The organism is Pedobacter sp. HMWF019 (genome assembly GCF_003061025.1).
Taxonomy (GTDB): Bacteria; Bacteroidota; Bacteroidia; order Sphingobacteriales; family Sphingobacteriaceae; genus Pedobacter.
The window spans coordinates 71,344-83,138 of sequence record NZ_QAIL01000086.1; the positions used below are offsets into that span (position 1 = coordinate 71,344).

Sequence of the window (11,795 nt, forward strand, 5' to 3'; positions counted from 1 at the left end):
CAAGATGAATCCAGAAGTAACTTTGGGCCTTGAAAAAGCAATGCTCTATATACGCAATCTCCATAACTGTCCGCCCAGCTATCTACATGATCCAGGAAGAAAGGATTTCTTTGAGATCGTATGGCTCAAGAATGAGGATCCCTTGCATGGAATAACCGATCCAGCGTATAGGAGTAAGGGAGATTGGGTTTACCTGATTCCACCCTATCGTGTCCACCAATTGAACAAAGCAGGAAAAAACGGAGAACTGATTTCATTTAAGCGCTCCATGCTGGAGGAGGAGGATAAAGATTTTCTTTTAGATCTTTTCAGGATATTTAATGTACAGGGTGAATTCTCCTGTTTGAGGCTGGATGCAGACTCGGCAAGAGAACTGGGTGAGATTTACAAGATCATGGAAGCCGAATACAAAAAACAAAATAACTTCGTGATGATGAAAGCACTGCTAAAAGTGCTTTTGCTAAAACTGATATCGGTTAAAGAGCTTGAATTTACGGGGCATGATACTCATCAAAAACGGGTCTACGAATTCTTGATGCTACTGGAAGGCAATTTCAATACCGTAACTAACATTGATTTCTATGCCGGGAAACTTGGGATCAGTTCTAAACGCCTGAATCAGATACTTAAAGAAAAACTGAACAAGACGGGCACACAGATCATCCATGACCGTATCATTCTGGAGGCAAAGCGTAAAATCATACATAGCGAGGTCACGATAAAAGAAATTGCATACGATCTTGGTTTTAGTGACCGTCCTTATTTTAGCCGGTTCTTTAAGAAACAAACCGGGCAAACCCCTGAGGAATTCCAGAAAATGGCGAGGGCTCATATAGAATCCAAAAATAATACACTGGTCTAACAGTACTTGAAGGTTTTATCTCACCAATTCTGAGATGAATTCCTTCAGAGTCGTCTGGCCACGAATTGGATCTTCTATTTTTTTATGCTGATCAAGGGTAATCTGGGTCATTGCAACCATAGATTGCGCTGCCTTTTCTGAAAACCCAATCTCCTGCAAGGATGCAAACCACTGGGATTTTGGGGTTTGGACAACCTCTACAGGCTTGTTTAATAATTCCGCAAAAGCATCAGCCACATCCCCAGGTGAATACTCCTTTGGACCTTCGACATGATGCAAACCCGTTTGAGCAACCGCTTCCAGCATTAATCGGGCAGCAAACTGGCCAATATCTTTAGGTGCGACCATCGGCAATTCAAAATCAGCGGGATACAAAGTATGGAGCTGACCAGTCTTTTTCACCATATCCAAAGACGCTGCCCAGTTGCTCATGTAATAAGCGCCACGAATAATACTGACCGGTACTTCCATTTCCGCTAACGCCTGCTCCATGCTATACAACACTCCTAAATCTCCAATATCGTCGCCAGACTGCGCCCCATAAGTAGATTCAGCAACTACTTTTTTTATTTTAGAACCTTTCAATGCTTTTAAAATAGCAGCTAAACTTTTCTTCTCCTGAGCAACAGTATCGGTAGAAGGAGCCGCTGGGGGATTCAGTAAAAACAAGCGCTCTCCCAGATTAAAAGTCTGCCTTAGTGCCTGCTCATCAAAAATGTCCACCACAGCAAACTCCGCTCCTTTCTGCTCCCATTCTTCTCTCTTACTTTGATTGCGAGAAATGATCGTCACCTTTTCCCCTTTAGCGATTAAAGCTTCAGCTAATGCAGAACCAATATGTCCTGTACCCCCTAATATAATATGCATAACAAGATCTTTTAATGAAATGATATATACTATAACAGCCTAAAACAACGATGGTTTGAGATTTCAACCACAAAATCCCCTAATAAAACTAATGGATCTTTCATTTGTTATTAGCGAATATCAATTCAGGCTATGAACAGCGTAAAAGAAACTGCTTCCAATCCAGTAGAAAATAAAACCAAAAGCAATTTTGAAAGGCCAATGCTCAATAAAAAAAGAAGCGACAAAATTGCCGTACTGGTCACCAATACCTTTGGAAGCATTACCTTCCTTTTTATCTGTATCCTTTTTTTTTCGCTATGGATTCTATGGAACCTGAATTTGCTACCATCACTAAAGCCTTTTGATCCCTTTCCATTTCCAGCGCTGGAAATGGGTGTATCCATATTTGCCATCGTACTTTCAGTTTCGGTATTGATCAGCCAGAAAAGACAAGGAAGAATGGAAAAGATCAGCCAGGATGTAGAATTTGAAATCAACATTCAGGCAGAAAAAGAAATCACCAAAATACTTGAAATGCTCCATAACATTCAAAAGAAACTCCATATCGATCAACGCGACGCAGAACTCGAACAAATGAAAGAGAACATCGATCTCCAGGAGCTCCATGAAAAAGCGAAAATCAAGCAAAAAGACTAAACCATCAAGCGTAGGATTATAAAACGACAAAACCTATACCTGGTTTTGTGTTAGAACGCCATTTGTTCGCCCCTCTAACGCCGTAACTTAGGCAAACAGGTACTTTTATCGAACAAACGGCGCTAAAACGCCGGATCATCCAATACCGAACACCGAAGGAGATATAACCTAGTTGTTATTCCCACCATTTTGTATCTTTAGCTTTCTCACCAGTTGTTGGTTTAATAATTGCCCCATTGGGTGCCATATTCTCCAGCATATAACTTAACCAGCCATTACGTACATATTTTTCATTCACGCTAAACTCTCCAGCACCAATATCGAGGTCACCGCATTCTGGAACTCTGTAGTCTCCCCAATTGCACTTTTTTGAAGTGTTTGTTTTATAGCTTGTCCAATGGCCAACAAATTGATTATTTGAAAATCCGTCGGCGACATACATTAACGCGTCATAACGGAACCGATTTTTATGATCAATGATAAAGTTACTGGTCAGTTTACCTTTCAAAAGACCAGTAGAAGATTGTTTTTTATCTTCAAATAGTGTTACATCACACGTTGCAAAACCTTGTTTATAAGTGGCAATATCTCCACTTTTATAAATTCTTGCTTCTCTAATTGTAATCATCCCTTGAAATGAACAAACGTTATTTTTAACCATGGTTTTACCATAAACTAAATATTCATAGGGATTGGTTGGGTTTTGAATGACAGAAATGAAATGAATAAAAAATCTCTGGTAATCGTCACCAATAAAACCTAAAATTTCAGCTCGTTTGATCTTATCTTTACTATTCTCTCTATCTTCAGCTAAAAAATGTTCAGCCGTTAATATTGTCGAAAGGTCATAGTTTTTTATTTGTTCAATGAAGTTTGCTGTTTCCGTATTTTGAGCATGTATTTTTCCGAACAGCATAACTGCCAGAAATACTGTTGTCAATATTGTAATCGATCGTCTTGTCATAAGTTTAGTTCTAAACCCTTCAGTTAACCTTGAATTTTCATATTAGTCTGTATAACTAATATCCAGCTATTATACGATAATAAATAGCTAAAAATTAAACTTGATTAGAGGTATATAGTTACCAAACTAATAATACCTACAAAGACGTGCTATGATCATCTCGGTGGCAAGTTGGGATCATTGATTTTGGTATTGAAACGCAAAACCTAATAAACCTGAGCGATAAACTGAGGCATAGTTGTAGGTTTTCTACCTAAAAATTCTTCTAAGGTGTCATTTACCACATCCATTGTACCTTCCGCCTGAGCTGTCGCCCACATGGTAAACATGCCAATATACAAATCTGGAACTCCAAACTGTTTCATTTTGGATTCAAACACGCCAACTTCTAAAGATTGATATTTAACATCTTTTCTCAACTGATTACCTATGGCCGTGGCGACATCACCAAAAGAGACCGAAGTCGAATTGGTTAAACTATAAATTTGCTTTCCATGCCCTTCTGTAGTTAATACGTGTGCAGCGGCTTCTGCTAACTCCTCACGCAAAACATAACTTGCTTTACCATCCCCGGCAGGAAATAATATGGCGCCAGTTTCAGCTACTTTTTCTCCAGCAAAAATAGGTATCATTTCAAGATAAATGCCGTTTTGAAGAATAGTATACTCAATGTCGCTGTCTATCAGATAGGCTTCTGTTTGTGCATGCGAATTCTGGAATGCGGCTATAGACGAATTCTCAAAATTTGTTTTCCTTACAAAAGAGGTATAAACAACATATTTAATATTGGCCTCTTTCGCTGCCTTTATGATGTTGATGTGCTGGGCCGTTCTATTTTCGACAGCTTCTCTATCATTACTAGAAATCAATAATAGTTTCTCTACTCCCTGAAATGCTTTAACCAATGAATCATAGTCTGTGTAATCTCCAACTTTTACTTTAATTCCCCTGCTTTTAAGATGGTCTGCGTTTGCTACGTTTCTTACTAAAGCAGAAATTTCAGATGGTTTAACACCTTTTTTTAATAAATGGTCTATGGTTTTTGAGCCGAATTGACCTGTTGCCCCTGTTACTAAAATCATATTTTAAATTTTATTGTGATGTAAACCTAAGCATATTAATATACTAAGTATACTTTGTTATTAAAGATTAGTACTATACTTTTGTATACTTAAAAAAGTAATAACATTATGAGTGATTTCAAGGAATTATTAGATAGAGATAAGGTCCAACAGTGCCCACGACATTACGTATTGGCATTAACGGACACTTTAAATGTCATGAATGGTAAATGGAAACTCCCAATAATTGCCTCGCTGCTACATGGAAAAACCCGGTTTAAGGATTTACAAGATAATATCGATAAAATAACGCCCAGAATGTTGTCAAAAGAATTGAAAGAACTGGAAATTAACGGTATTGTAGAGCGCAGAGTTTACAATCAAACTCCAGTATTAATAGAATACATTCTAACAGAGTCTGGTAAAAGTATAACTAGTGTAATTGACTCAATGATTGATTGGGGAATGCTACATAGGACAGAAACGATCAAAAGTAGATGGTCATGAGTAATGCACTATTGGCATTTACATTTGACATAAGGACCAAAATACTGTCTCATATTCTAAAGGAGGACAAATTACGGTAAAAACACTAAATTTAAGACCAATTGTTATGTATCTCGATAAAGCTGTTTAAGATTAGTATATTTTAGCAATCATAATTGTTGGCAATACTGTAACATCTTCATTTGAAGATCAACCAATAAGCTTTCTCTTTGATTCAGGAATAGAAATTTTAAGTAGTGCCGCTACTTCTTGTTGGCTCCATCCCATTTTTTGACGGAGTATTGGAGTAGGCATTTAATGGAAAGCGGTCAGTTAGAATGGCTTTTCCGATCCCGCAATGATTTATATGTTCTTATTTAATTTTTGCTCTCGAGTTTTCCCAGTATAAAGGTCCAGTGTTCATTTTCTGGCTCTAAAAAGCGTGCCTTTTCAAAACAGTTTTTTGCATTTTGCAGCTCCCCAGCTCGTCTGTAGGTCTCGCCAAGGCTTTCAAGTGCCAATGGACTGTTTGGATACTCTTTGAGGTTGAGTTGATATATTTTTACGGCTTCTTTTATTTTTTTGTTCGTCCTAAGTTCGTTTCCCAGGTAGTTTAATTGGTTTTCATTAAAAGTGAGCTTGCTATCTTTTTTTAGTTTGAGCGTTTCATATAAGCTAAGCGTGGCATCTATACCGTTGTTTTTGTAGGTTGACCTCAAAGTATCCAGCAATGACCAACTGTATTGGTATGGATTGATTTTGCGGCCTGGTTCCAGGATGTATCTACCTATATCGGTCACCGTGTTGTTGGAATTGGAGAGTACCACAACGCCGATTTTGTTTTTTTTATCTATTCCAATAAAAGTTGTGTATCCCGGCATTCCTCCGTCTTTGAACAGAACGTTTCCTGTGCTATCTACAAGTGTCCAGCCCATTGTGGTATAGGTATTATCTCCATCCTTTTTAGCCTGCAGTTTATGGGTTAGTTCCATTGCGGGAAGGAGGTTCGTTTGTTTAAGGGCCAGGTTTGCTGCTGCGAATTCAAGCAAGTCATCAACGCTTGAACGCAGTGCGCCCCCGGGTGCAATGGCGCCAAGTTCTGTAAGCCCGACTGGGGTTCCTGTTTCTGCGTGGCCAATGGCCAGGTTGGCCTGTTGTTCTTTTGACAGGGTTATAAGGGTATTATTTAGATGCAAGGGGATAGTAATTTCGTCTCTGATCAGCGTTTCAAAATCTTTTTTTTCGATGACTGAGAGCATGTTTCCCAGTATTCCGTAGCCCACGTTTGAATACCGCCACCTGCTATCAATTTCATAGGGTGGTTTAAAAGTTGACAGGTACTGATAAAGTTCTTTTATAGTGTAATCCTGATAGGCCTGATCTAAATTCTTCGGGTCAACATTGTATGGGAAGCGTGGCATACCGGATCTATGGGTGGAAAGGCTAAGCAAAGAAATCTCCTTACCGTTTTTGGAAGGGCTTTTTACATCTGCGGGCAAATATTTGGAAATGGGATCATTCAAGTTGAGCTCGTGCCTTAAACTCATCTTGGACAGTACCAACGAGGTGAACACTTTTGTGATGGAGCCTATTTCATAAATCGTATTGCCATCTGGGAGGGATGGATCTGCATCGCTTTTAACGCCTTCTGCAAAGACCTGTTTGCCTTTCATGTTCACAATTCCTACTATGATGCTTTTGCTTCTTTTTCCAGCCACCTCGTTTTGGATGACCTTTTTTACACTATCTATGGGCACCTGTGCTTTTATAGCACTGATGTTAACCAGGAAAGAGGTAATTAGTAATATAAAAAGAGTCAGGGCTTTTGGCTTGGTTATCATGACGATGTCAGTTGAGTACTTATCGTTAATAAGACTAAGAATCCTTTAATTTGTTGCATTATAATTTAATTAAAAACCCTAACCATGATAGGGCAAATATATCAATCCTTCAGCAATAGACTTGTATTTTCAGCAGCCTTATCAATTCGATGCCCCCTCCGTTTTTGGTTCGGAATAAGGGGCCTCGAACCACGTACTTTGATCAACTATCAGCTGCTGGTTTTATTTTGCCAATTTCTTTAATAACCTTCTCCCTATGCTGCATCCCCCAGGAAGCCATTTCATTGATTATAGGTTTGAGCGAATAGCCATATCCTGTGAGTTCATATTCTACAGTTATTGGTTTTGTATTCAATACAGTCCGTGTAACCAAACCATTTAATTCCAATTCCTGTAATTCTTTGGATAGCATTTTTGCCGCTATACCTTCAATATTTATAATGAGTTCCATAAACCGTTTTTTACCAAAACTGAGCGAACCGATGATAGGTATCTTCCATTTTCCAGCCAAAACGTCCATTGTATCGCGTATCGCCCGGTGATGGACGGTACAAGCCTCCTGATTTGTGTTGTCCTTTTTTTTCATTTTAATAGTGGTTTCCTCAAGGAAATCAGTTTCCTTGAGGAAACCCATTACAAAACTAAACTATAACACGTGTAAATTTGCATCATGTCATTTTCATAAAGTAATAGTGACCAATAAAGTCTTAAAATAAAATATATGGATCAGTCAAATCCTATTTCCATTAATGGACCTACAAGTGTTCCAACACCAGTTGTCTCTCAAAGTCCGATTATACTGTATACACCTGGCCGTGATCATCAACTGCAGGTTCGAGTTTCCGCTCCGTTAACTGGCAGCAATTTGCCTGTTATTATTTTCTCTCACGGCTTTGGATCTTCAATGAATGCCTATGCTCCGGTTGTCAATTATTGGGCGGCTCACGGCTTCATTGTGATACAGCCTACTTTTCTGGATTCAAGGACCCTTAGCATAAATCCCAAAGCAGACCATAGTGAAGCGGTTAAAGCATATCTGGAAGATCCCCGGAAGCCAGACATGTGGAGATACCGGGTAGAAGATGCAAAGCATATTCTTGACCAATTGGATTTTATTGAAGATTCTGTTTTAGGGCTTAAAGGACGGCTAAACAAAAATCTTATCGCAGCGGTAGGACATTCCTTTGGGGCTCAAACTACTTCAATATTACTAGGGACGCGGGTGATAAATGCTGACGGCAGCTTAAGTGAAAATCATTCTGACTCGCGTATTAAGGCTGGCGTATTACTCAGCGCTGGTGGCCGTGGTGGTAATGCTTTAAGCCCTTTCGCTAAAGAGCATTTCTCTCATCTAAACCAGAGTTATAAAGAAATGAAAATTCCAACGCTTGTGGTTGCAGGAGACGATGACAGATCTCCATTGACCGTACTGGGGCCAGAGTGGTTTACAGATGCCTACTATTTGAGTTCCGGTGCAAATGCACTGCTTACTTTATTTGGCGGCGAACATATGCTTGGCGGGATTTCGGGGTATCTGGTAACTGAGACTACAGATGAAAATCCTGATCGAGTTTATACTGTACAGCGACTTACCTGGGCCTATCTTAGAAGCGCACTCTACCCAAATGATAGTGCGTGGACGGATGCCTGTACATGGTTAGCGGCTAACCCTAATCCGCAGGGGAATGTCATTATCAAATAAGTCTGGCATATTAGAGAATAAATTCAATGAGGGACAATATGGAAAGAATCATTATCATTGAAAGGAAGCGGGGCGTTTGGTTTTTTGATCGCTTTTTTCCCAAAGCCAGTTAAATTTTTCTCTCTTGTGCCAAGACATGAAAGGATCTGTTGAAGACACAGTACGGCTCTGATTTGTCATGTTTATATTTGGTTAATGTAGGGACTATTCTTCACCTGACTTCTCCATTTTTTTCAGCATGAGGATAATCTTATCCAGTTTTTCTATTTCAATATTATCGAGCCGAATCATTAGCTCCTCGATTTCCTTTTTTGCTGCCACATTGGTCTTATAATCGTTGTCAGCCTGTGCACGGTCACGTTGGCTCTGCCGGTTCTGAGCCATCATGATTATGGGTGCGGCATAGGCCGCCTGAGTAGAAAAGAGCAGATTCAATAAAATAAACGGATAGACATCCCAATGATGAACAAAGGCGATTACGTTGAGCCCCATCCATAAAGCAACCACCAATGTTTGTATAATGATAAAGCGCCAGGAACCCATGCCATTTGCCACCGAATCCGCAAGCCTTTGACCGAAAGTAGATGATTCCTTATGCAAGTCATGCCAGTTTTTACCGTTTTTCATATAGGGATTGTTTTTCTAAATATAGAAAATAATTCAGAGTAGCTTCCATTTCATTTCTACTCCTCAATATTTGCTGAGGCAGCAAAAACGAAATTCAAATTATTAAAATGCAAAATCATCTTCTAATTAACTGGACTACTAAAAATAAGAGAATTGTAACGGTATTATCAGTTTTGCTTTCTTGTTACTTTATTTACAGAGCTGGTGAATGCTTAGGCGAATTTCTTTTTTATATAACACATTAGGCTATTTCATCAACCTAATCTCATATATATTCGCAATAGCCGATCCTTGATCTGCCACGAATTTCACTTCTATATCTGTCTTTAATAATTCCTTTGGAATATTATATCCCTGCGCATAGAAAGCATCGCTTTTGGATCCATCTAACTTTACATTTTCAATTGCAGCGCCGTTGATTAAAATGGAGAAACTTCTATCCTTTTCCTTGCCATAATACAATAAAATCAGCTTATTGGCCGATAGATCTCTATTTTTAAGTACATAACTAAACCATCCTTTTCCATTTCTGAAATGCCTTTCCTGATAAATTCCGTTATCCGTTTGCTCCCCCTTAAAATTATGGTCGGATTCAGGTTGCTGTTCTCCAACATTAACCATGTCGACAGTTTGCTGTTCAATTTTCATTTTTTCTTCTTCCGCTAGTTTAATCTCCTTTGCACGTTCTGGCAAAGTTTCAGCATTGCTGTAAGGAAAATACACTACATAGCGCTTTTCGGCCAAAGTGTAAAAAGGAACAAGCTTTAATGATTTATATTTGGGTTGATAGATGGCATTCTGAGCGTTGAAAGTCAAGCTGCTCTGATCAACCAATGTAATTTCATTTGCCAATGCGTTTTTAACTCCGGTAACAAACGGTGCCTCACTGATCGGCAACAAAGCTCCCGACGCAATATGCCCCATCCTGCTGCCATCGGCCGTTAAATTGGGCTGACTTAAAGTATCCATAGCTGCTGCAAGAACAATCGGCCCACGGAGAAAGGCCACCCAATCAGAACCATCCGGCATAAAATCCGTAGTGGTATGCATCGGCAATGAAATATCAACTACATCACCAGTGGCCCAAACACGGTCGATACTGGCATAACCTCTCGCATCGCTTTTAACCGCAATTTTTTTTCCGTTTACCAAAACGGTTATTTTTCCTTTTTCTACCCAAAGTGGACAACGGAAATATAAGGCAAAATGCTTTTTCTTCTTTAAGTTGAATTTGAACGAGGTATTTTCAGCATTTGGAAAACGTGTTTGCTGTGTAAGCAGAATACCTTTCTCCTTCCAGTTTAAAGTAGAGGAAATAAAAAGATTCACATACATATCATTCTCACTGTGCGCGTAAATCAGTTCTCCATATTTGCCATGGTTCTCCAGTCCCGAACCTACACAGCACCAGAAACTTTCCTGTGGACTCGAATAAGTACGGTAGTGCCCAGGTCGCATGGGTGTAAAATACACAAAACCACCTTCTGGTCTTTGCGAAGACAGGATATGATTATAGAGTGTACGTTCGTAATAATCGAGGTAAGTGTTAGAGGGTGCAGCCAGAAACAATTGTTTGGTCAGTTTCAACATATTATAAGAATTGCAGGTTTCCGGGCCCTCCCGCGATTCGGTCATTGTAGAGAAGTTATTGGCAGGATGAAAATGCTCTCTCACACTATTTCCACCAATGGCTACCGTTCTATGTTCTACTACAGTTTTCCAAAAGAAAGCAGCAGCACTTGCCCAATCAGCATCCTTATCCAGCAAAGCAATTTGCTCATAACCAATTACTTTAGGAATCTGCGTATTTGCATGTAAACCGTTCAAATCATCTGTATGCTTTAAAAGTGGATTTAAAACAGAGCGATCCGAAAACCGCCTCGCCAATTGAAGGTATTTTTGATCACCTGTTATGGCATAAACATGTGCGAAAGTTTCATTTAATCCCCCATGCTCGCTTTTTAAAAGTTCCTGTACCTGCTGATCGGATAAATTGGAAACCAGATCTACACACCAATCGGTCAGTTTAAGGAGCATTTGCTTTGCTTTTGCATTACCAGCAACCGCATAAGCATCGTATAGACCTGCGTAAATTTTATGGATGTTGTACAGGGGCACCCATTTCCCGTTCAACGAGAAACTGGAGGATTTTATATTGCCGGTTCTGATCTCCTTCCAGATTTCTTTTCCCCCTGGAATGCCTGCCAGATACCCATCACCGTTTTGTTCCTGACACTTATCCAGTTCGGCAATCATATATTCCATCCGATCCTTAACCTTTGTATCACCTGTTGAAGCGTACATTAAAGCCAGGGCCGATAAATAATGGCCTGCAATATGCCCATCTAAACCGGTGTTTTCCCAATTCCCGTACGACGTCGCTTTGGGTTTTAACCCAGCTTCCCTTAAGTAGGGTACCAAAAGCCGATCGGCATCTAGCGAAAGCATGTATTTTTTATCGGTTTCCTGTGCTTGCTTGAATGGCCCATCTAGCAAACGAACCTCCATTAAATTAAATGGCTGCAAGCTGGTTTGTCCAAAGGCAGCACCAGATGATATCATAAGCAAAAAAACAGTGACTATCTTATAGCTTTTAGATACAGGCCGGTTTCTCATTTCATTTGGTTATATAAACGTTATATTGACGATTACAAAACGAATATATAAAAACTTATAAAAGAACATCGGCAAAAGAAGCAAATTATTTATCTTTCCTTCTATATCCAAAACCATTGCTATATAGTAC

Annotated in this window: 11 protein-coding genes; 4 read left to right on the forward strand and 7 right to left on the reverse strand. The window is 39.4% G+C overall.

Features of this window, described 5'->3' with window-relative positions; translation table 11 throughout:
- Window positions 1–4 precede the first annotated feature (4 nt).
- Entirely contained in the window at window positions 5–862 is an 858-nt protein-coding gene (locus DBR11_RS05645) for an AraC family transcriptional regulator (RefSeq protein WP_108550629.1), read from the forward strand.
- A gap of 15 nt (window positions 863–877) precedes the next feature.
- Here the strand turns inward: DBR11_RS05645 and DBR11_RS05650 are convergent, their stop codons facing one another.
- Entirely contained in the window at window positions 878–1,729 is an 852-nt protein-coding gene (locus DBR11_RS05650; RefSeq protein ID WP_108550630.1) for an NmrA family NAD(P)-binding protein, read from the reverse strand.
- A 132-nt stretch (window positions 1,730–1,861) separates the two neighbouring features.
- Here DBR11_RS05650 and DBR11_RS05655 point away from each other — a divergent pair, with 132 nt between their 5' ends.
- Window positions 1,862–2,368 carry a DUF1003 domain-containing protein gene (locus DBR11_RS05655; RefSeq protein ID WP_108550631.1) on the forward strand — a complete coding sequence of 169 codons (507 nt, stop codon included), beginning with the start codon at window positions 1,862–1,864 and terminating at the stop codon, window positions 2,366–2,368.
- 175 nt (window positions 2,369–2,543) lie between these two features.
- Here DBR11_RS05655 and DBR11_RS05660 read toward each other — a convergent pair whose 3' ends face one another.
- The gene (locus tag DBR11_RS05660; protein WP_146186469.1) at window positions 2,544–3,332 is read right to left on the reverse strand and encodes a hypothetical protein; all 789 of its coding nucleotides are present in this window, start codon (window positions 3,330–3,332) and stop codon (window positions 2,544–2,546) included.
- Between the two features lie 206 nt (window positions 3,333–3,538).
- Window positions 3,539–4,414 (reverse strand): SDR family oxidoreductase, encoded by an 876-nt coding sequence (locus tag DBR11_RS05665; RefSeq protein ID WP_108550633.1) that lies wholly within the window; start codon window positions 4,412–4,414, stop codon window positions 3,539–3,541.
- A gap of 108 nt (window positions 4,415–4,522) precedes the next feature.
- On the opposite strand from DBR11_RS05665, the gene DBR11_RS05670 reads away from it, so the two are divergent.
- A complete protein-coding gene (locus tag DBR11_RS05670; RefSeq protein ID WP_108550634.1) occupies window positions 4,523–4,900 on the forward strand; it encodes a helix-turn-helix domain-containing protein in 378 nt (125 codons plus the stop codon).
- A gap of 356 nt (window positions 4,901–5,256) precedes the next feature.
- On the opposite strand, the gene DBR11_RS05675 is transcribed toward DBR11_RS05670, so the two are convergent.
- Together DBR11_RS05675 and DBR11_RS05680 are read right to left on the reverse strand one after the other, a co-directional pair.
- The gene (locus tag DBR11_RS05675) at window positions 5,257–6,720 is read right to left on the reverse strand and encodes a serine hydrolase domain-containing protein (RefSeq protein WP_108550635.1); all 1,464 of its coding nucleotides are present in this window, start codon (window positions 6,718–6,720) and stop codon (window positions 5,257–5,259) included.
- Window positions 6,721–6,922: 202 nt separating this feature from the next.
- Window positions 6,923–7,306, reverse strand: coding sequence for a helix-turn-helix domain-containing protein (locus tag DBR11_RS05680; protein ID WP_108550645.1), 384 nt, complete (start codon window positions 7,304–7,306; stop codon window positions 6,923–6,925).
- A 135-nt stretch (window positions 7,307–7,441) separates the two neighbouring features.
- On the opposite strand from DBR11_RS05680, the gene DBR11_RS05685 reads away from it, so the two are divergent.
- Window positions 7,442–8,422, forward strand: coding sequence for a chlorophyllase (locus tag DBR11_RS05685; RefSeq protein WP_108550636.1), 981 nt, complete (start codon window positions 7,442–7,444; stop codon window positions 8,420–8,422).
- A 204-nt stretch (window positions 8,423–8,626) separates the two neighbouring features.
- On the opposite strand, the gene DBR11_RS05690 is transcribed toward DBR11_RS05685, so the two are convergent.
- Window positions 8,627–9,049, reverse strand: a complete 423-nt coding sequence (locus DBR11_RS05690; protein ID WP_108550637.1) for a DUF1003 domain-containing protein — start codon at window positions 9,047–9,049, stop codon at window positions 8,627–8,629.
- A gap of 246 nt (window positions 9,050–9,295) precedes the next feature.
- Entirely contained in the window at window positions 9,296–11,611 is a 2,316-nt protein-coding gene (locus DBR11_RS05695; RefSeq protein WP_199233770.1) for a glycoside hydrolase family 127 protein, read from the reverse strand.
- Window positions 11,612–11,795 lie beyond the last annotated feature (184 nt).